The 20,990-nt window shown below is 71.9% G+C and carries 16 protein-coding genes; 4 read left to right on the forward strand and 12 right to left on the reverse strand.

The features are described from left to right. The first annotated feature begins 559 nt into the window (after nucleotides 1–559). A complete protein-coding gene (locus ACZ56L_RS30210) occupies nucleotides 560–2,614 on the forward strand; it encodes an oxidoreductase (protein ID WP_471067572.1) in 2,055 nt (684 codons plus the stop codon). Nucleotides 2,615–3,078: 464 nt separating this feature from the next. Further along, the gene (locus tag ACZ56L_RS30215; protein WP_471067575.1) at nucleotides 3,079–3,624 is read left to right on the forward strand and encodes a PadR family transcriptional regulator; all 546 of its coding nucleotides are present in this window, start codon (nucleotides 3,079–3,081) and stop codon (nucleotides 3,622–3,624) included. A 70-nt stretch (nucleotides 3,625–3,694) separates the two neighbouring features. On the opposite strand, the gene ACZ56L_RS30220 is transcribed toward ACZ56L_RS30215, so the two are convergent. The 7 genes from ACZ56L_RS30220 to ACZ56L_RS30250 form a co-directional block, all read right to left on the reverse strand. Further along, nucleotides 3,695–3,913 carry an EF-hand domain-containing protein gene (locus ACZ56L_RS30220; protein ID WP_345228304.1) on the reverse strand — a complete coding sequence of 73 codons (219 nt, stop codon included), beginning with the start codon at nucleotides 3,911–3,913 and terminating at the stop codon, nucleotides 3,695–3,697. A 171-nt stretch (nucleotides 3,914–4,084) separates the two neighbouring features. Then, nucleotides 4,085–5,293 (reverse strand): YVTN family beta-propeller repeat protein, encoded by a 1,209-nt coding sequence (locus ACZ56L_RS30225; RefSeq protein ID WP_471067579.1) that lies wholly within the window; start codon nucleotides 5,291–5,293, stop codon nucleotides 4,085–4,087. Further along, a complete protein-coding gene (locus ACZ56L_RS30230) occupies nucleotides 5,290–6,129 on the reverse strand; it encodes a polysaccharide deacetylase family protein (RefSeq protein ID WP_471067582.1) in 840 nt (279 codons plus the stop codon). The genes ACZ56L_RS30225 and ACZ56L_RS30230 overlap by 4 nt, the downstream gene beginning before the upstream one ends. Nucleotides 6,130–6,900: 771 nt before the next feature. Further along, nucleotides 6,901–7,515, reverse strand: coding sequence for an ATP-binding protein (locus ACZ56L_RS30235; RefSeq protein ID WP_468692990.1), 615 nt, complete (start codon nucleotides 7,513–7,515; stop codon nucleotides 6,901–6,903). Nucleotides 7,516–7,661: 146 nt separating this feature from the next. Beyond that, nucleotides 7,662–8,429, reverse strand: a complete 768-nt coding sequence (locus tag ACZ56L_RS30240; protein ID WP_345228308.1) for an enoyl-CoA hydratase/isomerase family protein — start codon at nucleotides 8,427–8,429, stop codon at nucleotides 7,662–7,664. Between the two features lie 100 nt (nucleotides 8,430–8,529). Beyond that, nucleotides 8,530–9,789 carry a L,D-transpeptidase gene (locus ACZ56L_RS30245; protein WP_468692992.1) on the reverse strand — a complete coding sequence of 420 codons (1,260 nt, stop codon included), beginning with the start codon at nucleotides 9,787–9,789 and terminating at the stop codon, nucleotides 8,530–8,532. A 204-nt stretch (nucleotides 9,790–9,993) separates the two neighbouring features. Further along, nucleotides 9,994–11,217, reverse strand: coding sequence for a L,D-transpeptidase (locus ACZ56L_RS30250; RefSeq protein ID WP_401755710.1), 1,224 nt, complete (start codon nucleotides 11,215–11,217; stop codon nucleotides 9,994–9,996). A 157-nt stretch (nucleotides 11,218–11,374) separates the two neighbouring features. On the opposite strand from ACZ56L_RS30250, the gene glgX reads away from it, so the two are divergent. Then, entirely contained in the window at nucleotides 11,375–13,663 is a 2,289-nt protein-coding gene (gene glgX / locus ACZ56L_RS30255; protein ID WP_471067587.1) for a glycogen debranching protein GlgX, read from the forward strand. A 1-nt stretch (nucleotide 13,664) separates the two neighbouring features. Here the strand turns inward: glgX and ACZ56L_RS30260 are convergent, their stop codons facing one another. From ACZ56L_RS30260 to ACZ56L_RS30280, 5 genes are all read right to left on the reverse strand, one after another. Next, nucleotides 13,665–14,933 carry a hypothetical protein gene (locus ACZ56L_RS30260; protein ID WP_471067590.1) on the reverse strand — a complete coding sequence of 423 codons (1,269 nt, stop codon included), beginning with the start codon at nucleotides 14,931–14,933 and terminating at the stop codon, nucleotides 13,665–13,667. Nucleotides 14,934–15,023: 90 nt separating this feature from the next. Next, nucleotides 15,024–15,689, reverse strand: a complete 666-nt coding sequence (locus ACZ56L_RS30265) for a response regulator (protein ID WP_401755716.1) — start codon at nucleotides 15,687–15,689, stop codon at nucleotides 15,024–15,026. Beyond that, nucleotides 15,682–16,890 carry a sensor histidine kinase gene (locus tag ACZ56L_RS30270; RefSeq protein WP_471067595.1) on the reverse strand — a complete coding sequence of 403 codons (1,209 nt, stop codon included), beginning with the start codon at nucleotides 16,888–16,890 and terminating at the stop codon, nucleotides 15,682–15,684. Before ACZ56L_RS30270 ends, ACZ56L_RS30265 begins: the two co-directional genes overlap by 8 nt. 25 nt (nucleotides 16,891–16,915) lie before the next feature. Continuing rightward, on the reverse strand, nucleotides 16,916–17,707 hold the full coding sequence (locus ACZ56L_RS30275; protein ID WP_345228314.1) for an ABC transporter permease: 792 nt from the start codon (nucleotides 17,705–17,707) through the stop codon (nucleotides 16,916–16,918). Between the two features lie 3 nt (nucleotides 17,708–17,710). Beyond that, nucleotides 17,711–18,658 carry an ABC transporter ATP-binding protein gene (locus tag ACZ56L_RS30280; RefSeq protein WP_345228315.1) on the reverse strand — a complete coding sequence of 316 codons (948 nt, stop codon included), beginning with the start codon at nucleotides 18,656–18,658 and terminating at the stop codon, nucleotides 17,711–17,713. Between the two features lie 215 nt (nucleotides 18,659–18,873). On the opposite strand from ACZ56L_RS30280, the gene ACZ56L_RS30285 reads away from it, so the two are divergent. After that, nucleotides 18,874–20,970, forward strand: coding sequence for an ABC transporter ATP-binding protein (locus ACZ56L_RS30285; RefSeq protein WP_471067599.1), 2,097 nt, complete (start codon nucleotides 18,874–18,876; stop codon nucleotides 20,968–20,970). The last annotated feature ends 20 nt before the right edge of the window (nucleotides 20,971–20,990 follow it).

Genomic DNA, 20,990 nt, shown 5'->3' on the forward strand with positions numbered 1-20,990 from the left:
GCTTTCCTCCGGACGTTTTCGTTCGGTGTTTCTGTTGTTCTTGCGTCTCCGACTCTATCAGACTGTTTCCAGTGCCGATTTCCTCGGTTTCCGCTTGCTGCTTTCCAGGTTCTTCGCTTTCGCGTTTTCCCTTTCCGGCGGCTCCGACTCTATCAGATCCTTTCGGGCCTGATTCCCAGTCAGCGGGGGGTTGTCTTTGCGGCTGTTGGGCCGTTTCGACGAGTGAGACATTAGCGGATTCCTGGGCCCCGATGCCAATCGGGGGCGTTCTTTCGAACGCGGATTCCTCATTTCGCAAAAGCGCAGGGCAATGGGCGCGACTGATGTCGGCTCATTGATCATGGTTTCTGCGGAATGGCTGCCACTGGGTCGGTCGAGGACCGGTGCTCACATAGGACAACCCGCAGAACCCTACGGAAGCCCGGGGTCCGCGTCAAACCCGAGCGAGCGGGGTTCGGTGTGACTCAGCGCTCACCCAGTATCCGCACGCCTGGACTCTATTATGCAACTAGTTGCACAAGAGTCGTCGCGTGAGCGCATGGACGCATGGAGGCGTCGGATGAGCCAGTCGAGCCAGTCGAGCCCGTCGAAGTCGGAGCGGTACCCGCATCTGCTGGCCCCGTTGGATCTGGGGTTCGTCACGCTGCCCAACCGGGTCGTCATGGGTTCCATGCACGTGGGGCTGGAGGAGGCGGAGAACGGGTTCGAGCGGATGGCCGCGTTCTACGCCGAGCGGGCGCGGGGCGGGGTGGGGCTCATGGTGACCGGGGGGATCGCGCCGAACAAGCGGGGACGGCCGTATCCCGGGGGCGCGAAGCTGACGACACCGGACGAAGCGGCGCGGCACCGGGTCGTCACGGACGCCGTGCATGCGGCGGGTGGGCGGATCGCGATGCAGATCCTGCACTTCGGGCGGTACGCCTACCACCCGGACCTGGTGGCGCCGAGTGCGGTGCAGGCGCCGATCAGCCCGTACGTACCCCATGAGATGAGCGATGCGGAGGTCGAGGAGACCGTCGAGGACTTCGTGCGGGCGGCGGCGCTGGCGCAGGAGGCCGGGTACGACGGCGTCGAGATCATGGGGTCGGAGGGGTATCTGATCAATGAGTTCATCGCGGAGCACACCAATAAGAGGGACGACCGGTGGGGCGGGCCGTTCGAGAACAGGGTGCGGTTCCCGTTGGAGATCCTGCGGCGGGTGCGGGAACGGGTGGGGCGCGAGTTCATCGTGATGTACCGGCTGTCGATGCTGGATCTGGTGCCGGGCGGTTCCAGTTTCGGTGAGGTCGTCGAGCTGGCGAAGGCGGTGGAGGCGGCCGGGGCGGACATCATCAACACCGGGATCGGGTGGCACGAGGCGCGGATTCCGACCATCGCGACCTCGGTGCCGCGCGGGGCGTTCGCGTGGGTGACGAAGAAGGTCATGGGGGCGGTGGGGGTGCCGCTCGTGACGACGAACCGGATCAACACGCCGGACCTGGCGGAGGAACTGCTCGCGGGGGGTTACGCGGATCTGGTGTCGTTGGCACGGCCGTTCCTGGCGGACCCGGACTTCGTGGCGAAGGCGCGGGCGGGGCGCGCCGATTCCATCAATACCTGCATCGGGTGCAACCAGGCCTGCCTGGACCACACCTTCAGCGGGAAGGTCACGTCCTGCCTGGTGAATCCGCGGGCCTGTCATGAGACGGAGCTGGTGCTCGCGCCGACGCGGTCGCGCAAGCGGGTGGCTGTCGTCGGGGCGGGGCCGGCCGGGCTGGCGTGTGCGGTGACGGCGGCGGAGCGGGGGCACGCGGTGACGCTGTTCGACGCGGCCGACGAGGTCGGCGGGCAGTTGAACGTGGCGCGGCGGGTGCCGGGGAAGCAGGAGTTCGACGAGACGCTGCGGTACTTCCGCAATCGGCTGCGGGAGTTCGGGGTCGAGGTGCGGCTGGGTGCTGCCGTAACGGTTGAGGGGCTGAAGGACGGGGCGTACGACGAGGTGGTGGTCGCCACCGGGGTGACGCCTCGGGTGCCGGAGATCGAGGGGGTCGGACACCGGAGCGTCGTGGGGTACCTGGAGGTGCTGCGCGGCGAGGTGGAGGTCGGGGAGCGGGTGGCGGTCCTCGGGGCGGGCGGCATCGGCTTCGATGTGGCGGAGTTCCTCACGGATGAGGGCGAGGGGGCTGCCTTGTCGCCGGAGGTGTTCTTCCGGCAGTGGGGTGTGGACGTGGAGTACGGGGCGCGGGGCGGGCTGCGGGCTCCTGAGCGGGGGCGGGCGCGGCGGACGGTGCACTTGTTGCAGCGCAAGGAGACGAAGGTGGGGGCCGGGCTGGGGAAGACCACGGGGTGGATCCACCGGGCGGAGCTGGCGAAGCGGGGGGTGGAGATGGTCGCCGGTGCCACGTACGAGCGGATCGATGATGCGGGGGTGCATGTCGTGGTGGGGGGCCGGCGACGGGTGCTGGAGGTGGATTCGGTCGTGCTGTGCACGGGGCAGGAGCCGAGGCGGGATCTGTACGAGGGGTTGGTCGGCGGGGGTGTGTCGGCGCATTTGATCGGGGGGGCTGAGGTGGCGGCGGAGCTGGATGCGAAGCGGGCGATCAAGCGGGGGGTGGAGGTGGGGGTGGGGCTTTAGGGCGGGGCCCTGGTGGGGGGCCTGGCGGAGGGGGCGGCAGCCCGTCGGGGGTGTTCGGTGTCGGGGGTGCGGGCAGGGGCCGGGACCGGGGTGGGCCCGGATCGGGCGGGGCCGCCCCTTTGCCCGCCCTCCCCCGAGTTCTCGGCTCCGCCCGAGCAGGGGGCACCCCCCTCGCCCGCTTGGGGCGGCCCCGTCGCTCAAGAGGGCTGGGGCGGAGGATGACGCTCCCGTCGCCCAGGGGAACGGGGGCGGGAGGACGGCGGCTCCGTCGCAAGGGGGCGGGGGGATGGCGGCCCCGTCGCCCAAGGGAACGGGGACGGGGGGTGGCGGTTCCGTCGCCCAAGGGGGTGGAGGAAGGGGGCTGCCCCGTTGTGAGGAGGGAGGGGGAAGAGGGCCGGGAGGGGGGTCGTCGCCCGGGGGCTCGGTCGAGGGGGTGGAGGGAGGGGGGTGTCTAGGATGCGGGGATGTCATTGGCGCATGCGATTCTCACGGCCCTGTTGGAGAAGCCCTCGTCGGGGTTGGAGTTGACGCGGCGGTTCGACATGTCGATCGGGTACTTCTGGTCGGCCACCCATCAGCAGATCTACCGCGAGCTCGGGAAGCTGGAGGGGGCCGGGTTCATCAGGGCGCTGCCGCAGGACGTGCCGACGCGGGGGCAGAAGCGGGAGTACGAGGTGCTGCCCGCCGGGCGCGAGGAGCTGATCGCGTGGGTGGCGAAGGCGGAGGACCCGAAGCCGTTGCGGGACGCGTTCGCGTTGCGGCTGCGGGCGGCGGCCATGGTGGGCACCGGGGAGCTGCTCGGCGAGGTCGAGCGGCATCTGGGACTGCACCGGGTGCAGTTGGCCACGTATCAGGAGATCGAGAAGCGGGACTTCCCGGTAGGGGCCGACGGGCGGGAGGAACGCATCCAGCTGCTGGTGCTGCGGGCCGGCATCGAGATGGAGCGGTTCTGGGTGACGTGGCTGGAGGGGGCCATGGTGGAGCTGCGGGAGCTGGACGGGCAGGGGTAGGTGGCGGGGGGACGCGAAAGGGCCGGGCCCCGGGTGGGGGTCCGGCCCTTCGTGCGTGGGTCGGGTTCGGTCAGGCCTTGCGGGAGGCCAGGAACTCGTCGAAGGTCAGACGGCCGTCGGCGTTGCCGTCGTGCGCGTTGATGACGGCCTGGGCCACGGTCTCGGTGACCGTGAAGTCGCCGAGCTCCGCCATCACGCTCTTGTACTCGGCGGCCGTGATGGTGCCGTCGCCGTTCTTGTCGAACTTGTCGAACGCCGTGCGCGCCGACTCGGTGTCGATGTCCGCCATGTGGTCCACCCCTTGGTGCAGTCAGGCCAATACGGCGACAGGTTAGCGGCCCTGGTGTGCGCCGGGGTGGGGCGGGGCGGGGATCGGTGCGGCCCCGCGCCTGCGAAGGGGCGCGGGGCCGTGTACGCGGTGGGGCCGGGGGAAGGTCTGGCTCGCCTTCCGCGGGTGGGGTCAGCGGAAGATTCCCGTGTGGCCCAGGGAGTAGCGGCCCGGCTGGGGGTAGACGGCGAGGCCGTGGGGGCCGTCGCCGACGGGGATGCGGGCCAGTTGGCGGCCGCTGGTGGTGTCGATCGCGTAGACCTCGGAGTCGTAGCGTCCGGCCAGCCACAGCACCTTGCCGTCGGCGGAGACCCCGCCCATGTCGGGGCTGCCGCCGTCGGGCAGGCGCCACTTCTTGGTGAGCTTGTTCTTGGCGAAGTCGAAGACGGAGATCGAGCCCTCGCCGCGGTTGGGGACGTACATCTCCTTGGAGTCGCGGGAGATGTAGAGGCCGTGGCAGCCCTTGCCCGTGGGCAGGAGCCGGGGGGTGGTGAACTTCTCGCCGTCCAGGACCCACATGCCGTGGGCCATCATGTCGGCGATGTAGAAGGTCTTGCCGTCGGGGGAGATCTTGACGTCCTGGGGCATCGCTCCCGCGAAGGGGAGCTTCTGCTGGCCGATGACCTTCATCTTCTCCGTGTCGACCTTGAGGAGTTCGCCGGAGAACTCGCAGGACACGATGAAGTAGCGGCCGTCGGCGGAGAAGTCGGCGTGGTTGACGCCCGCGCAGGTGACGGGTTCGGTCTTCACCCGGTTCATGGTGTGGGGGTCGCGGAAGACCAGTTCGCGGTCCATCGAGGCCATGACGACGGCGTGCTTGCCGTTCGGGGTGAAGTAGAGGTTGTAGGGGTCGTGGACCTCCACGGGCTTCCCGGCTCTGCCGTTGGCGGGGTTGATGGGGGTCAGGGTGTGGCCGCGGTTGTTGTTGACCCAGAGGGTCTTCATGTCCCAGGAGGGGACGACGTGCTGGGGCTGGATGCCGACGGGGATCGTTTCGATGACCTTGTAGGTCTTGGGGTCGATGACCGAGACGGTGTTGGAGTTGGTGTTGGGGACGTAGACGCGGGAGGGGAAGTTGCGGGCGACCGGGGCGATGTTGCCCGGACGGTTGGCCGCGTAGATGTCCTTGGGGTTCTGGACCGGGGGCATGCCGGGGAGGCCGGCCGGGACCACCTTCGCGGGCTGGGCCGGCGGGGCGGCCGCCTTCGTGCCGGGGGCCGCGGCGTTCTCCGTGCCGTCGGCGCAGGCCGCGAGGGTCGAGAGGAGGATTCCGGCGAGGCAGAGGGTTCCGGTGAGGGCACGGGTACGGGTACGGGTACGGGTGTGTTCGCGGGGGGTCATGGGGTCAGCAGCTCCGTGGTGGTGACCGCGCGCAGACCGCGGCGGTGGAGGTCGTCGAGGAGGGCGGGCAGCGCGGCGACCGTGTCCGCGTAACCGAAGTGCAGGCTCACCACGGATCCGTTGCGGATCTCCCCGGCGACCTTGCGGGTGACGGCCGTCGCGCCGGGCGAGGTGAAGTCGAGGGAGTCCACGTCGTAGGAGAGGACGTGGGGGTAGCCCGCGCGGGCGGCGAGGCGCTGGACGCGCGCGGTCGCGTACTGGGTGCGCGAGGGGCGGAACCAGGTGCCGATCGAGCCGGTGAGGCGGCGCAGGCGGCGGGCGCAGTCGGTGATCTCGCGAAGGGCTTCGGCGTCCGGCATGTCCGAGACCGTGAGGTGGCGCTGCGTGTGGTTGCCGAGGTCGTGGCCTCCGTCGAGGATGCGGCGGGCCATCGCCGGGTGCTCGTCGAGCCAACTGCCGACGGCGAGGACGGTGACGCGCGCCCCGGCGCGCTCGGCCTGGGCGAGGAGGGTGCGCGCGATGGCGGGGTCGCCCTGGCCGTGGAAGGTGAGGGCGACCGCGGGACGGTCGCGGGGGCCGTGCTCGATCTGCGCCGGGCGGCCGGGGAAACGGCGGGGGGCCGGGGCGACGCGGGTGTGGACGCGGCGGCCGCCGGGGCCTGTCGTGCCGTTCGTGCGGTACGGGGAGGCAGCGGCGCCGGTGCCGTCCGGGCCGGGGGGCGTGCCGCCGGTGCCGTCGGACGGGCTCGGGGGCGGGGCGGCTCCGGTGCGTACCGAGGGGGCGGCGCAGGCCGTGCTGAGCGCGGCGGTCAGGGCGGCACCTGTTCCGGCGCGCATCAGGGCGCGGCGGTCGGTCGGTGGTGCGATGGGGTCACCTCGCCGGTATGGGTGGGGCGCCGGGCGGGGGCGGGTGCGCCCCGGGTGAGCACCCTAAGTGTGAAAAGCGAGGATTTTCACGATTGGTCCATCGAGGGTGTTTTGTTCGTCGGGCGGCAGGGCCTTGGGCGGGTCAGTGGGTTCGGTTGCGCGTATGCGCCGGCGCGGGGGCTGCGAGGTCAACCGGCCGGACCGGAAGTGGGTGCGGCCGCGGGGGCGTTGGCGGAGGTCGGCGCGGGAGCGGGGGCCGGGGCGGGCACGGGCGGCCCGGACGGACACCCGGACGCCGGGCCCGGGACGGGCACCGGAACCGCGGTGGAGGCCAGGGCCGGAACAGACGCCGGTGCCAGAACCTCGGACCAGACACCGACACCCGTACGGACACCGGGCCCGCCGCCGCCCGGAAACGCCAGAAGCCCCCCGGCGCCGGGGTGGGGCGCGCTGTGGGGGCTTCCGAGGGGGCCGCGGAGCGGAAGGGGTGTGCTCCGGGGCCGGATGACGAACTTGCCCGGGTCAATGGGGTCCGTGGCTCCGACTATGGCAGACGGGAGCCTTCAAGCCAAAAACTCTTACTCGGGCAAAAGTGGGCAAAGCAGCATAGTTTAGATGTGAATCGTTGGTGAGATGGGCCACGGGCCTGGCTTTCGCTGCATAAGTATGGGATTCGATGCGTGAATCAGCGATGGCGTACGGCTGAATACCGAGCTCGGCCCCGAGCGTCCGCGACGGGCTTCAGCGCTCGCGGTCCACCACCCTCATCTCGAACCACGTCGTCTTGCCGCGCGGCAGCAGGTCCACGCCCCAGCGGTCGGAGAGCTTGTCGACGAGGAAGAGGCCCCGGCCGCTCACGTCCAGCTCGCTCACCGGCATCAGGCAGGGCAGCCCGCGCGAGGGGTCGCGCACCTCGATGCGGATCCAGCCCCGGCGGCGCAGCATCCGCAGCCCGAAGACCCGCGCGCCCGTATGCCGTACCGCGTTGCCGACCAGCTCCGAGACGAGCAGTACGGCGAACTCCGAGACCTGGGGGGAGAGCCCCCACTTGTGCTGCACCACCCACAGGGTGAGCCGGCGCGCGGTGCCCGCCGACTCGCCCAGCGAGGGCAGCTTCACCTCGGCCTCCGTCGGGTCGCCGAACGACGCCCGCTCTCCGCGCGTACGTTCGCACTCGACGGCCGGCAACCACCGCGCAGCGGTCGCCTGACCCTGCTGCCGCGGCTCCTCCACACCTTCCAGGCCCGCCATGCCCCCCATCATGGCCGCCGGCGGCGCGACGCGGGGTGTTCCGGGAGAAACAGACCCCCGGAACACCCTGCCCGCAGGGCGGCTCCTGGCATGTGCCGGAGACATGCGCGAGCGGCCGTCAGGGCCGTGAGCTGCGATGACTCGGTGCATGCGGGTGATCACCCGGAGTGGGAGGCGCGTATTTCCTTAAGGCCCGCTTAAGGCTGGGCTAACCCTCTCCTTCGGGCGACCCCGCGTCAATCGGCCACGGATCAGAGGAACTTGGCCTTGCCGGGGCCCTCCTCCACGAAGCTGCGCATCCCCCGCTCCCGGTCCTCGGTGGCGAACAGGCCCGCGAACCACGTGCGTTCGATGGCCAGGCCGGTCTCCAGGTCCGTCTCCAGACCCGAGTCGATGGACTCCTTGGCGGCGCGCAGCGCGAGCGCCGGCCCCTGGGCGAGCTTCGCGGCCCAGGCGTGGGCCTGCTCGTAGACCTCGGCGGCGGGGACCACCCGGTCGACCAGGCCCAGCGTCAGGGCCTCGTCCGCCTTGACCATCCGGCCGGTGAAGATGAGGTCCTTGGCCTTGGCGGGGCCGACCAGGCGGGACAGGCGCTGGGTGCCGCCCGCGCCCGGGATGAGGCCGAGCAGGATCTCGGGCTGGCCGAGCTTGGCGTTGTCGGCGGCGATGCGGAAGTCGGCGCACAGGGCCAGCTCGCAGCCGCCGCCGAGCGCGTAGCCCGTGATGGCGGCGACGACCGGCTTGGGGATGCGGGCGACGGCGGTGAAGGACTCCTGGAGCGCGCGGGAGCGGACCACCATCGCGGCGTGGTCCATCGCCTGCATCTCCTTGATGTCCGCGCCCGCCGCGAAGACCTTCTCGCCGCCGTGGAGGACGACGGCGCGCACGTCGTCGCGGCCGGTCGCCTCCTCGGCCAGCTCGCGCAGGCGGTCCTGGGTGGCGACGTCGAGGGCGTTCATCGGAGGGCGGTCGAGGCGGATCGTGCCGACGCCCGAGGTGACGGAGAGGGTGACTGTCATACGGGGAGGTTAGCGGCCGTTCACGCCCGTGAAACGGGTGCGGGCCCGGTGCACTTGGTCACAGTGCGCCGGGCCCGCCCTTCCCCTCGGAGAGGAAGAACTACTTCTTCCAGTCCTCCCACGACATGTTCCAGCCGTTGAGGCCGTTCTCCGGGGCGATCTGCTTGTCGCGCGAGTTCTTGACGACGACCACGTCGCCGATCAGGGAGCCGTTCCAGAACCAGGCGGCCGGGGTGCTCTTGCTGCCCGCGCCGCGCTGGTCGCGCAGGCCGACGCAGCCGTGGGAGACGTTGGCGGAGCCGAAGGTGCCCGCGGACGCCCAGTAGTTGCCGTGGATGAAGGTGCCGGAGTCCGACAGGCGCATCGCGTTGGGGACGTCCTTGATGTCGTACTCGCCGCCGAAGCCGACGGTGGCGCCGTTCATCCGGGTCACCTTGAGCTTCTCCGATATGACCATCTGGCCGTTGTACGTCGTCGTGGACGGGGCGCCCGCGGTGATCGGGATCGTACGGACCGTCTTGCCGTCGCGCACGACCTCCATGGTGTGCTCCTTGGCGTCGACGGTGGAGACCTGGCTGCGGCCTATCGTGAACTTCACCGTGCGGGACTGCTTGCCGTAGACGCCCTTGCGGCCCTCGACGCCGTTCAGGTTGATCTTCACGGTGACCTTGGTGCCGGGCTCCCAGTACTTCTCCGGGCGGAAGTCCAGGCGGTCGTTGCCGAACCAGTGGCCCTCTATCGGCACGGACGGCTCGGCCGTCACCTTGATGGCCCGCTCGACGGCCTCGGGCGAGGTGATGCCCCGGCTGAAGCGGAAGGACACCGGCATGCCGACGCCGACCGTGGAGCCGTTCTCCGGGCGGAAGTCGCCGATGAAGGTGTTCTTCGGGACGAGCGTGGTGAAGCTGGTGTCCTGCGCGGAGGCGCGGCCCTCGGCGTCCTTCGCGAGTGCGTGCACCTTGTACGTGGTGCCCGAGGCGAGGTGGTGGGACGGCTCCCAGCCGCTGCCGTCGGCGGAGATCTTCCCCTCGATCTCGTTGCCCTTGCCGTCGGTGACCTGCACCTCGGCAAGCTTGCCCTTGTCGGCGGTGACCTTCAGGGTGCCGCTGGTGGCGACGTCCTTCGCACCGTTCTTCGGGGCGACGGTGACGACGGCCTGCGAGGCCTTGGTGTCCGCCGCGCCCGGCTCCTGCTTCTCCCGCTGGGCGGGGCTCTTGCCGTCACCGCCGCCGCACGCGGTGACGAGGAGCAGCAGGGCGCCGAGGACGAGGGCGAGCAGTGCCCGGCCGCCGTTCCCGCGTACTGCCCGGCGTCCTGTGGATGCCTGGACCTCGAAGGTCCGGACCGGCTGCCTGTTCAATGTGGAATTCTCCCCTCGCGCACGGCCTGACCAGGCCCGCACCCCCGTGCGCAACTACCGCGCACACCGCGCTAGACAATCACACCGGACGCGGTGGGAACTCCCCCGGAATGTCACCGTTCCGTTCCAAGTGAGCGCAGGTGAATCCGGGTGAGCGGGCCCGGGTGCGGGCCCGGACGCGGGCCTTGGCCGCGGTGCGGGGAGTCAGCGCAGGGCGGAGCCCGCCGTCCACTGGTCCCATCCCATGTTCCAGCCGCCGAGGCCGTTGTCGGGAGCCACGTTCCGGTCGGTCGAGTTCACGACTTCGACCACGTCGCCGATCAGGGTGCGGTCGAAGAACCAGCCCGCCGGGGTGGACTCGCTGCCGCCCTTCACGTCCCGCAGGCCGATGCAGCCGTGACTGGTGTTGCGGGAGCCGAAGACGCCGCGCGCCCAGTAGTTGCCGTGCAGGAAGGTGCCGGAGGAGGTGAGCCGGACGGCGTGCGGGACGTCGGCGATGTCGTACTCGCCGCCGAAGCCGACGGTGCGGCCGTTCATCCGGGTCACGTCCTGCATCTCGCTGACCACCATCTTCCCGTTGTACGTGGGGTTCTTGGCGGTGCCCGCGCTGATCGGCACCTCGGCGAGGACCTCCCCGTCGCGGGTGACGGTCATGGTGTGCGCGGCGGCGTCCACGAGGGCGGTCTGGTGGCGGCCGACGGTGAAGCCGACGGTCTTGTGCTGGATGCCGTAGACGCCGGGGGCGGCCTGGACGTCGCGCAGGCGGATGTCGGCGGTGACGCGGGTGCCCGGCTTCCAGTACGTACGTGGCCGGAAGTCGAGCCTCTCCTTGCCGAACCAGTGGCCGACGACCGGCACGGCGGGCCGCGAGGTGACGCGGATGGCCCGTTCGACGGCCGCCCTGTCCCGGATGGGCCGGTTGAAGGAGAAGGAGAGGATCATTCCGGTGCCGACGGTGGACCGGTTCTCGGGCTTGAAGTACCCGATGAAGCGCTCCTCGGGGACGAAGGTGGTGAAGGAGGTCGTACGGGCCTGCCGCTTGCCGTCCTCGTCGACGGCGACCGCGTGCACGGTGTACTTGGCGGCCAGCACCAGCCGGGCGGAGGCGTCGGCGGCGTCCGGCTGCCAGGAGGTGCCGTCGGCGCTGATCCGCCCGCGCACCTCCTGCCGCTCGGCGTCCTCGACGCGCAGCACCTTGACCCGTTCCAGGCGGCCCTCGGGAACGGTGACTTCGAGCGGCGAGCCGGCCCGGACGTCCCGGGCGTTGTCCTCGGGGACGACCCGGATGGCCTCCTCGGGCGAACGGGGCGCGCCGTCGAACCAGGAGCCGACGCCGCCGGAGCAGCCGGTGAGGGCGGTGAACAGGAGGACGGCGAGCCCGGCCCGCAGTACGGCGGGGCGGCCGGCTCCCGGAACGGGGCGTCTCATGTTCGGGCCAACGACCGGCGGCCTGCGGAGGAAACGTGAGTGCGAGCGCCACTCTGGGCATGACAGCAGGAAGGACCTCATGTGGAGAGCCTGGCGGCCGGAACGCCGCCGGGCCTCTCGACTCGCCGGTCCCCGACGAGCCGCAGGAGGCTGACAGGTGTCGAGCGCACCCGAGAGCGCACCCGAGCGAGGCGTGCACGTGGTACGTACAGGCGAGGCGTTCCACGGCCCCCCTGACGGGGCCGCGGCCAGGGCCGGGCAGCAGAACGGCGGACGCCGGCGCTCCGCCGGGGGTCCCCGGCCGCCCGTGTGGCCGGGGACCCCGAACCCCCTGGGGGCCCGCTTCCGGGTCGGCCCGGACGGGGTGGCGGGCACCAACTTCGCGCTGTGGGCGGGGGGTGCGGAGGCCGTCGAGGTGTGCCTGTTCGACGAGGCGGGCGCGCAGACGCGGCTGCCGCTCGTGGAGCTGACGCACGAGGTGTGGCACGGCTTCGTGCCGGGGGTGCGGCCGGGGCAGCGGTACGGGTTCCGGGTGCACGGGCGCTGGGACCCGTGGACGGGCGCCCGGTGGAATCCGGCGAAGCTGCTCCTCGATCCGTACGCGCGGGCCGTCGACGGCGACTTCACGCTCCCGGCGCAGGTGTACGGGCACGTGCGCGACTGGCCCCAGCAGCACGTGGCGGACACCGTGCGCGACGACCGGGACTCCGCGCCGTACGTCCCCAAGGGCGTGGTCGTCCAGGACGACGACGACTGGGTGGACGACCGGCGGCCGAAGACGCCCTGGTCGGACACCGTCATCTACGAACTCCACGTGCGCGGCTTCACCATGCGCCACCCGGGGATTCCGCCGGAGCTGCGCGGTACGTACGCGGGGCTGGCCCATCCCGCCGCCGTCGAGCACCTCGTACGGCTGGGGGTGACGGCCGTCGAGCTGCTGCCGGTGCACCAGTTCGCGCACGAGGACCACCTGCTGCGGCGGAACCTGAAGAACTACTGGGGCTACAACTCCATCGGCTACTTCGCCCCGCACGCGGCGTACGCGGCGTCCGGGACGGCCGGCCGGCAGGTCGGCGAGTTCAAGCGGATGGTGCAGGCGCTGCACGCGGCGGGGATCGAGGTCATCCTCGACGTGGTCTACAACCACACGGCGGAGGCGGGCGAGCTGGGGCCGACGCTGTCGCTGCGGGGCATCGACAACCGGGGCTACTACCGGCTGCAGGGCGACGCGCGCCGGTACGCGGACTACACCGGCTGCGGCAACACGCTGCACGTGGTGCAGCCGCACGTGCTGCGGCTCATCACGGACTCCCTGCGCTACTGGGTCAACGAGATGGGCGTGGACGGCTTCCGCTTCGACCTGGCGGCGGCGCTGGCCCGCTCGATGCACGACGTGGACATGCTCTCGCCGTTCCTCGCGGTGATCGCGCAGGACCCGACGCTGCGGCGCGTGAAACTGATCGCCGAGCCGTGGGACGTGGGCAGCGGGGGTTACCAGGTCGGCGCCTTCCCGCCGCTGTGGACGGAGTGGAACGACCGCTACCGGGACGCGGTCCGCGACTTCTGGCGGGGCGCGCTGCCGGACGTGCGGGACCTCGGGTACCGCCTGTCCGGGTCCAGCGACCTGTACGCGTGGGGCGGGCGCCGCCCGTACGCCTCGGTCAACTTCGTCACCGCGCACGACGGCTTCACCCTGCGCGACCTGGTGTCGTACGAGCAGAAGCACAACGCGGCCAACGGCGAGGGCAACCGCGACGGCACGCACGACAACCGTTCCTGGAACTGCGGCACGGAGGGCGAGACGTCGGACGCGTCCGTGCTGGCCCTGCGGCGCCGGCAACTGCGCAACCTGGTCACCACCCTGCTGCTGTCCACCGGTGTCCCGATGCTGGTCGCGGGCGACGAGATGGGGCGCACGCAGGGCGGCAACAACAACGCGTACTGCCAGGACAACGAGACGAGCTGGGTGGACTGGTCGCTGCTCGGCCGGCCGGAGTGGCGGGCCCTCTTCGACCTCACCTCCCGCCTCCTGGCGCTGCGCCACACTCATCCGGTGCTGCGCCGCCGCGCCTTCTTCTCGGGCCGGCCGCAGGGGGCGGACGGGCTGCGGGACCTGGCGTGGTTCACGCCGCGGGGCGAGGAGATGACCCAGGACGACTGGTACGCGCCGGCCTCCACCCTCGGCATGTACCTCTCCGGCACGGACATCCCCGGCCGGGACGCGCGGGGCCTGCCGATAGCGGACGACAGCTTCCTCGCGGTGCTGCACGCGGGCCCCGACCCGGTGCAGTTCACCCTGCCCGGGGAGCCGTGGGCGGCGTCGTACGAGGTGGTCGTGGACACGTCGGCGGAGGAGCAGGCGGCGGAGCCGGGGGCGCGCCACGAGGGCGGCGCGGTGGTGGCGGTGGCGGGGCGGTCGGTGGTGCTGCTGCGGGTGGGGAGGTGACTCACACTTCGCGGACGGTGTCCGGGTCGACCGGGGCCGAGGTGATGAAGTAGCAGGTGTACTGGCCCTCGATGGTGTTGGTGCCGCCGTCGGGGCCGCCCATGAGGGTGGACCACTCGCTCCAGCCGTACACGGCGTGGTGGCCCGCGGGACGCGCCTCGGCGCGCAGGCGGGGGGCGGCGTTCGCGGCGAGGGCGGAGCAGCGGCGGGACGCGATGGCGTCGCCGTCCTGGGCGGTGATCCGCTCCCGGGTGGACTTGTCGACCTTGATCTGGCCCAGGACGCGCAGGTCGTGCTCCCCGGCGGCACAGTCCGCCCGGCGGACGAGGGAGAGGCCGTCGAGGCCGGTGTCGGTGGTGGCGCAGGCGCCGGGCTTCAGGCCGGTCAGGAAGGTCAGGGCACGGGTGGCGTCCTCGGTGCGGTCGCCCCGGGGGACCGGGGGGCCGGTGGCGGTGCCGTAGTGCGTGAAGCGCAGTTCGGCGCGGAGGGTGAGGTCCGCTTCGGCGGTACGCTCCGCGAGCAGCGGGGTGAGGTCCGCGGAGGCCCTGGTCAGGCGGCCGTCCGTGTCGAGGTCGACGGTGAGCGGGACCTTGACGGGCTCGGACTTCGCCACCGCGGGCTCGGGCGAGTCCCGGACGGTGAGGCCCTTCGGGAGGAGGGGCTCGGCGACGCCGCCGTCGGCGTGCAGCGTGTAGCGGCGGGTGCCGTCGGGGAGGGCGCGGGGCGGGGCCGTGGGGAACGAGCCGAACACCGTGTCGGCGAGGGTGCCGCCGTACGGGGTGACGGAGCCGGCACGCTCGTTGAAGCCCCAGGTGGCCTGTGCGAACTCCTGCGGGGCGCCCGCGGGGTAGCGCAGCCAGGTGCCCTTCAGCGTGCGGTAGAAGACGTCGCTGCCCTGGACGGCGTACCCGTGACGCTTGCGGCCGGGCCGGGTGCCGTACAGGTCGGCGATGACTGCGGGGAATCCCTCGGGCACGGTGACGGAGCGGTTCGCGTGGGCGACGGCCCTGCTGAAGGACTGGTCGCCGGTGGTGGTGTCGATCAGTTTCCCGGCCGGGGACTCCCAGGTGAAGGTGGAGGTGAAGCGGGCCGTGCCGGCCGCCTTGGTGCTCTTTCCGGCGGCCACCAGCTGGTCGGCGGGGCGTTCGGAGTAGACCGGGTGTCGGGGCGGGGCGGCCGACGTGGCGGTGTCGTCGTCCGTGCAGCCGACCGCCGCCAGGAGGAGCACCACTGCCAGTGCGAGAGCCCTGCTCGCGTGCGACGTCTTCATGTTTCCCGCCCGTCGTGATCACATCCGGCGACCCATGGTCCGGGCGGGGCGCGGAGGCCGACAGCACGGCTGGGTCACGATCTTCGGGGTTCAGCCCAGAATGCCGCGTTCGTAGCCCGTGGCGACCGCTGCCGCGCGGTCGTTGACGGCGAGCTTCGCGTAGAGGTGGGTGAGGTGGGTCTTCACCGTGGCCTCGCTCACGAAGAGGATGCGGGCGATCTCGCGGTTGGAGGTGCCCTTGGCGACCAGGCGCAGGACCTCCAGCTCGCGGGCCGAGAGGGGCGAGTCGGAACTCGGGCCCGCGGGGCGGGGGTTGCGGACCTGGGTGACCAGGCGGGTGGCGACGGCCGGGGAGAGGACCGTGCGGCCGGCGGCGGCCGCGCGGACGGCGGTGAAGAGCTCGTCGCGGGGGGCGTCCTTGAGGAGGTAGCCGGTCGCGCCCGCCTCGATCGCGGGCAGGGTGTCGGTGTCGGTGTCGTACGTGGTGAGGACCAGGACCTTGGCCGGGAGGCCGCGCCGGGAGAGTTCGGCGATGGCGGCCACTCCCCCGCCGCCCGGCATCCGGAGGTCCATGAGGATCACGTCCGGACGAAGGCGCTGGGCCAGTTCGACGCCCTCGGGGCCGCTCTCGGCCTCGCCGAGGACCTCGAAGCCGGGGGCGGCGGCGAACATGCCGCGCAGGCCGTCCCGTACGACGGGGTGGTCGTCGACGAGGAGGAGGGTGATGGGCCGGTCGGCGGCGGGGTTCTCAGGCATGGTCGACCAAAGGTACGCGGGCGGAGACCGCCGTGCCGTAGCCGGGCTCGGACTCGATGTCGACGGTGCCAGCGAGGCGTTCGGCGCGGGCCCGCATGCCGGTGAGGCCGAAGCCGATGGTGGCGTCGGCGACGAGGTCGAAGCCGCGCCCGTCGTCGCGGACGTCCAGGGTGATCTCGTCGCCCATGTAGGACAGGGTGACGCCGACGCGGGTGGCGTGCGCGTGCTTGGCGGCGTTGGTGAGGGCCTCCTGGGCGATGCGCAGGAGGGTCGCCTGGATCTCGTCGTGCAGGGGGTCGACGGTGCCGGTGACCGTGAACTCGGCCGGTACGGCGGCCGACTGGGACCAGTCGGCGACGGTCTTCCGCAGGGCCCCGGGCAGGTCGTCGTGGACCAGCGCGGCGGGGCTGAGGTCGCGCACCGAGCGGCGGGCCTCGCCGAGGCCGGTGCGGGCGAGGGTGGTGGCCCGGTCCAGGTGGGCCTGGGCGGCGGCCCGGTCGGGGCTGTCGGCGGCGGCCTGGAGCTGGGTGACGATGCCGGTGAGGGCCTGGGCGATGGTGTCGTGGATCTCGGCGGCGAGCCGGCGGCGTTCGTCGGCGACGCCCGCTTCGCGGGCCTGGACGATGAGCTGGTCGTGCAGGGCGGCGTTCTCGGCGAGGGCCTCCTCCAGGCGGGAGTTGGCCTCTTCGAGGGCGAGGATGGTTTCCGCCTTCTTCTTCCGGTCCAGGTCGGCCTTGGCCCCGAGGTGTTCGAAGGTCAGGGCGAGACCGGCGTGCAGGACGAACAGGGCGGCGAACAGCGCCCACACGCCGGCGGCCTGCCCGTACGCCATGGTCCCCGCGGTGACCAGCAGGCCCACCCGGGCCCAGCGGACGGCCAGCATGTCGTGGGAGTCGAAGTAGCCCTGCACGGCGTAGATCGAGTAGAAGGGGTTGAGGACGGTCAGGACGAGCCCGAGCAGCGTCCGCAGGCCGTAGTACACCCCTTTGCTCACGGACACCTCGCCCGTCCGGTGCACCCCGGCCGCCCCCGCCCAGAGGTGCAGGGCGAGCGCCGCGGCGACCGTCGGCCCCAGTGCGTACAGCTTCGTGGGGGTCATCAGTTCGTCGACCGTGCACAGGGAGATGCCCGTGGCGAGGGCCAGGAGTCCGTACGGACCCCAGCGGTAGGTCCTCTCCCGCAGTGCGTCCTCGACGTTCATCGTCCGCTCCCCCGGTCCCACGCGCCTACTCCCAGCGGAACCAGCGCGCTGCCGCACCGGTGAGGCCCGCCGCCCACAGGGCCATGATCCCCAAGTGCCGCCATTCCGGCCAGCTTCCGAGCATGGCGTGGTCCAGCGCCTGGGACGCGGCGCCGAACGGGGTCAGCGTGACGATGGTCTGGAGCAGGTCCGGCATCGTCTGCACGGGCAGCCACACGCCCGAGGTGAACATCATCAGCAGGAAGACCACGGAGCCGATCGCCGTCGCCGCCTTGGTCGTCGCCGCGATGGCGGAGAGGGTCGCGCCGAGGGCGAGCGCGCAGGCGGTCATCAGCAGCATGGACAGGACGTAACCGGGCTGCGAGAAGGGCAGCGCCACGCCGAAGGCCAGCTTGCCGACGGTGATCGTGATCAGCGCGGAGACGATCATCGCCGCGCCGTGCAGGGCGATCTGCGCGCCGAGGATCGCAAGCGGGCGCACCGGGGTGGTGGACAGCCGGCGCAGGATGCCGCGTTCGCGGTAGCTGGTGAGGACCGGCGGCATGGCCTGGATGGAGGCCATGATCATGCCGAGGAGTACGGCGATGGGGACGTAGAGGTCGATGACGCGGCGGCCGCCGAGGCCGGGGTCGGCCTCCCGGAAGGACGGGATCAGGCCGAGGATCACCATCAGCGTCGTCGGGAAGCCGAGGATCCAGAAGAGGGAGCCGGGCTCGCGGAGGAAGAGCCGGCCCTCCGCCTTGAACACGGCGGCGAGCGCGGGACCGCCGGGAACCGGACGGCGGGTGCGGGCGGGGGCGGGGGCTGCGGTCGTCATGGTTCAGGCGGCCTTTCCTGCGGTGTCCGTGGCGGTGCTCTCGCGCTCCTCGGTGAGGTCGAGGAAGGCGTCGTCCAACGTGGCGTCGGTGACGCGCAGTTGGTGGGCGGTGATGCGGTGCTGGGCGAGCAGCGTGACGACGGCGTTGACGGTGACGTCGGTGCCGGTGATGGTGAGCTGCTCCCCGCGGTGCTCGACGGTGGCGACCTCGGGCAGGGCCGCCAGGTCCGCCGGGTCCAGCGGGCGGGAGGGCGTGAAGGAGATGACGGTGGAGCCGGCCGAGCGGCCGATCAGCCCGGACGGCGAGTCCAGGGCCGCGACCCGGCCCTTGTCGATGACGGCGATGCGATCGCAGAGGCGCTGGGCCTCCTCCATGAAGTGGGTGACCAGCAGGACGGTGACGCCCTGCCGGCGCACGTCCTCGATGAGCTTCCAGGTGGCGCGGCGGGCGCGCGGGTCGAGCCCGGTGGTCAGTTCGTCCAGGACCACCACGCGGGGGTTGCCGATCAGGGCGAGCGCGATGGACAGGCGCTGCTTCTGGCCGCCGGAGAGCTTGGCGAAGCGGGTGGTCAACTTGTCGTTGAGGCCCAGGCGTTCGGCCAGCGGCCGCCAGTCGGCGGGGTTCGGGTAGAAGGACGCGTACAGCTCCAGCGCCTCCCGGACCAGGATCTTGGGTTGGAGTTCGCTCTCCTGGAGCTGGGCGCCGAGGAGGCGGGAGGTCTGCTCGTGGTCGGCGACCGGGTCGAGTCCGGCGACGCGCACGGTGCCGGAGTCGGGGACGCGCAGTCCGGAGACGCACTCCACGGTGGTGGTCTTGCCGGCGCCGTTCGGCCCGAGGATGCCGAAGATCTCGCCCTCCTCGACGGAGAAGGAGACACCGTCGACGACGGTGCGGCCGCTGTAGCTCTTGCGGAGGCCGGTGACTTCGATCAGCGGTGTGTTCTGAGGCATGGCACGAGCATCCCCGGACGCGGGGCGCGCCGGTATCGGCCATCGCGCTCCCGGGAGGCATCAGCCGATCGGTTGATGGCGACGCCGGACGGCTGATCCGTCCCGTACGACCCGTAGGGGCCCCGGGGGTGCACGGCCGGCCGGGCGGGTGTGCTGCCCTGCGCCCCGGAATACTCACTGGGCGGCGGCGTCCCCTCCTCGTACTCTCGTGCCCGATGAGCGATACACGCACCTCCCCAGAGCCCGAGCCCGGCCCCGGACCGGACGCCGCCGAGTCCGCCGACGGGAGACCGCGGGAACCGGCGCGGTCCTCGCCGCGCGTCCTGCTGCGGCTCTGGCCGTACGTCCGGCCGGTCCGCGTGCGCTGGGGCAGCGCGGCGGTCGTCGCGATCGTGGCGTCCTGTCTGAGCCTGGTCTTCCCGCTCGTCCTGAAGTGGATCGTCGACGGTCCGGTCGCCGGCCGGGACCCGGGCGGGGTGTGGCTGGGCGCGGCGGCGCTGCTGGTGCTGGGCGTCGTGGAGGCGCTGCTGTTCGGCTTCCGGCGGTGGCTGGTGGCCCGGCCGCTGGCCGGTGTGGAGGCGCGGCTGCGGGCGGACCTGTACCGGCACGTGCAGCGGCTGCCGGTGGCGTTCCACGACAAGTGGTCCTCGGGGCAGGTGTTGTCGCGCGGTACGACGGACCTGATGCTGATCCGGATGTTCCTTGCGTTCCCGCTCACCTTCCTGATCGTGAACGGGACGACGATCCTGGCCGGGTTCGCGATTCTGCTGGTGCAGGACTGGTCGCTGGGGCTGGTGCTGCTGGTGCCGGTGCTCCCGCTGATGATCCTGCTCTCGGTGTTCGAGGCAAAGTACGCGCTGGTGGCGCGGAAGGCGCAGGACCAGGTCGGCGATCTGACGACGGTGGTCGAGGAGAGCGTCCTCGGCATCCGGATCATCAAGGGCTTCGGCCGGCACAGGGCGCAGTCGCGGGCGTTCCGCGAGCTGTCGCTGGAGCTGCGCGGCACCGAGCTGCTGAAGGCCCGGCTGCTCGCGGGCATCTGGGCGATGATCACCTTCATCCCGGAGGCCGCGATCGGGGCGGCGCTGGTGCTGGGCACGGTCCAGGTGGCGGACGGAGGTCTGTCGGCCGGAACGCTGGTGGCGTTCCTGTCGACGGCGCTGGCGCTGCGGTGGCCGGTGGAGTCGATCGGGTTCCTGCTGGCGATGACGCAGGAGGCGGCGACGGCGACGGAGCGGTTCTTCGAGGTGATGGACGCCGAGGAGGAGACGGAGGAGGTCACGTCCCGGGAGGCGTCGGGCGGGCCGGTCGCTTCGGGGCCTCCGGCCGCCTCGGAACCTTCGGGCGGGCCGGTTGTCTCGGGATCTCCGGCCGCCCTGGAATCTTCGGGCGGGTCGGTCGCTCCGGGATCTCCGGCCGCCCCGGAACCCTCGGCCGTATCGGCTGCCCGGGGGGCCTCGGCCGTACCGGCTGCCTCGGGGACATCGGCCGCGCCCACTCCCTCGGGGGCATCGGCCGCACCCGCTGCCCGGGACGGCATCCGGTTCGAGGGGGTGGAGTTCCGTTATCCGGACGCCGAGCCCGGGTCCGTGCCCCTGCTGCGCCGCATCGACCTGCACGTCAGGCCCGGGGAGACCCTTGCGCTCGTCGGGGCGACCGGGTCCGGGAAGACGACCCTCACGGCCCTGGTGCCCCGGCTGCACGAGGCGACCGGCGGGAGGATCACGCTGGACGGGCGGGACATCACCGCCATGCCGCGCGAGGAGCTGCGGGAGCTGGTGGCCGTCGCGTTCGAGGAGCCGACGCTGTTCTCGGCGTCGGTCGGCGAGAACGTGCTGATGGGCGCGGGCCCGGACGCCGGGGACGAGGAGCTGCGGCGCGCGCTGGCCGTCGCCCAGGCCGACTTCGTGCACCGGCTGCCGCACGGCACGGACACGCAGGTCGGTGAGCAGGGGCTCAGCCTGTCCGGCGGGCAGCGGCAGCGGCTGGCGCTGGCCAGGGCGGTGGTCGGGGAGCCGAGGTTCCTCGTACTGGACGATCCGCTGTCGGCGCTCGACGTGCACACCGAGGCCCTGGTCGAGGCGGCGCTGCGGCGGGTGCTGGAGCACACCACGGCGCTGGTCGTCGCGCACCGGCCGTCGACCGTGCTGCTCGCGGACCGGGTGGCGCTGCTGTCCGGCGGGCGGATCACGGCCGTCGGCACCCACCAGGAGCTGTTGCGGGACAGTGCCGAGTACGCCTGGCTGATGTCGGGCGAGCGGGCGGCCGGGGAGACCGCCGGCACCACCATCCACGAGGGGGCGGACGCGTGACCACCATCGACCAGGAGAAG

This window comes from Streptomyces sp. NPDC039736 (assembly GCF_055596485.1).

What these genes read in the sequence shown, in the direction of transcription:
- ACZ56L_RS30280 (WP_345228315.1), bottom strand. Translation starts at nt 18,658, where the DNA reads ATGCCTCAGAACACACCGCTGATCGAAGTCACCGGCCTCCGCAAGAGC.
- ACZ56L_RS30275 (WP_345228314.1), bottom strand. Translation starts at nt 17,707, where the DNA reads ATGACGACCGCAGCCCCCGCCCCCGCCCGCACCCGCCGTCCGGTTCCC.
- ACZ56L_RS30230 (WP_471067582.1), bottom strand. Translation starts at nt 6,129, where the DNA reads ATGCGCGCCGGAACAGGTGCCGCCCTGACCGCCGCGCTCAGCACGGCC.
- ACZ56L_RS30270 (WP_471067595.1), bottom strand. Translation starts at nt 16,890, where the DNA reads ATGAACGTCGAGGACGCACTGCGGGAGAGGACCTACCGCTGGGGTCCG.
- ACZ56L_RS30210 (WP_471067572.1), top strand. Translation starts at nt 560, where the DNA reads ATGAGCCAGTCGAGCCAGTCGAGCCCGTCGAAGTCGGAGCGGTACCCG.
- ACZ56L_RS30240 (WP_345228308.1), bottom strand. Translation starts at nt 8,429, where the DNA reads ATGACAGTCACCCTCTCCGTCACCTCGGGCGTCGGCACGATCCGCCTC.
- ACZ56L_RS30220 (WP_345228304.1), bottom strand. Translation starts at nt 3,913, where the DNA reads ATGGCGGACATCGACACCGAGTCGGCGCGCACGGCGTTCGACAAGTTC.
- ACZ56L_RS30285 (WP_471067599.1), top strand. Translation starts at nt 18,874, where the DNA reads ATGAGCGATACACGCACCTCCCCAGAGCCCGAGCCCGGCCCCGGACCG.
- ACZ56L_RS30225 (WP_471067579.1), bottom strand. Translation starts at nt 5,293, where the DNA reads ATGACCCCCCGCGAACACACCCGTACCCGTACCCGTACCCGTGCCCTC.
- ACZ56L_RS30265 (WP_401755716.1), bottom strand. Translation starts at nt 15,689, where the DNA reads ATGCCTGAGAACCCCGCCGCCGACCGGCCCATCACCCTCCTCCTCGTC.
- ACZ56L_RS30250 (WP_401755710.1), bottom strand. Translation starts at nt 11,217, where the DNA reads ATGAGACGCCCCGTTCCGGGAGCCGGCCGCCCCGCCGTACTGCGGGCC.
- ACZ56L_RS30235 (WP_468692990.1), bottom strand. Translation starts at nt 7,515, where the DNA reads ATGTCTCCGGCACATGCCAGGAGCCGCCCTGCGGGCAGGGTGTTCCGG.
- ACZ56L_RS30260 (WP_471067590.1), bottom strand. Translation starts at nt 14,933, where the DNA reads ATGAAGACGTCGCACGCGAGCAGGGCTCTCGCACTGGCAGTGGTGCTC.
- ACZ56L_RS30215 (WP_471067575.1), top strand. Translation starts at nt 3,079, where the DNA reads ATGTCATTGGCGCATGCGATTCTCACGGCCCTGTTGGAGAAGCCCTCG.